This is a genomic window from Methylacidimicrobium tartarophylax (genome assembly GCF_902143375.2).
GTDB lineage: Bacteria > Verrucomicrobiota > Verrucomicrobiia > Methylacidiphilales > Methylacidiphilaceae > Methylacidimicrobium > Methylacidimicrobium tartarophylax.
Genome location: NZ_CABFVA020000063.1, coordinates 1 through 629, shown reverse-complemented (window position 1 = coordinate 629; position 629 = coordinate 1). Strand labels below are relative to the sequence as shown.

Here is a 629-nt window from a genome sequence, read left to right as displayed (position 1 = left end):
GGCTTCGGCCGCCTCCCGCCGCTCCTCGGCTTCAAAGGGAAAGGGCAGAAGGGCAAAAATCGTGGTCGGAATCTCCCGCTCCCCTGCCTTCAGGGAAAGGGCTTCCGCCACCGTCGCTCCCATTCCCCCGGCAAGGCCGGTTACGATCAATAGCCCGGTACAATCCCTCAGGAGATCGTCCAACCGCTGATTCTCCCGGCCCACCAGCCGCCAAGCCAGATCGCGGCTTCCGAAGCAGCCGAGCCCACCAACCAGATCGGGAGCGAGAAGAAGCTTCTCGGAAGCAAGCGATCCTTCGACCGAGGATGCCTCTCCGTCGCAAGCGAGACTCCCTTCCGGGCGATCGGAGAAGAGGATCCACTCGTCCAGGACACTGATTCCCGCCGCTCCGGCTCCGACGATCCGAATGCTCATGCTGCTCCACCCGCTACCGGGAGTCTCTCCTAAAAAAAACGAATCCCAGAAAGGAATTTCCGCAACGACCGGCCCATGCGATCCCATCGACCGCCCCCGCTCTCTTGCATCTCCACGATCCTGCCATAGCGCAAGAGGCCCAGCACGGTCGTCCAATCCTGTCTGATCTCGCCGGAGCCTCCCCCCTGGAAGGGAAGCGGCTTCGCCGCTTCCAC

General features: G+C 62.8%; 1 protein-coding gene and 1 pseudogene. Both read right to left on the bottom strand.

The features are described from left to right. A partial coding sequence (locus MAMT_RS05185; protein ID WP_178086926.1) for an FtsZ/tubulin family protein occupies window positions 1-414 on the bottom strand: 414 nt, incomplete at its 3' end. Window positions 415-443: 29 nt separating this feature from the next. Then, window positions 444-629 (bottom strand): annotated as a pseudogene (locus MAMT_RS05180) (cell division protein FtsA); the annotation flags it as partial.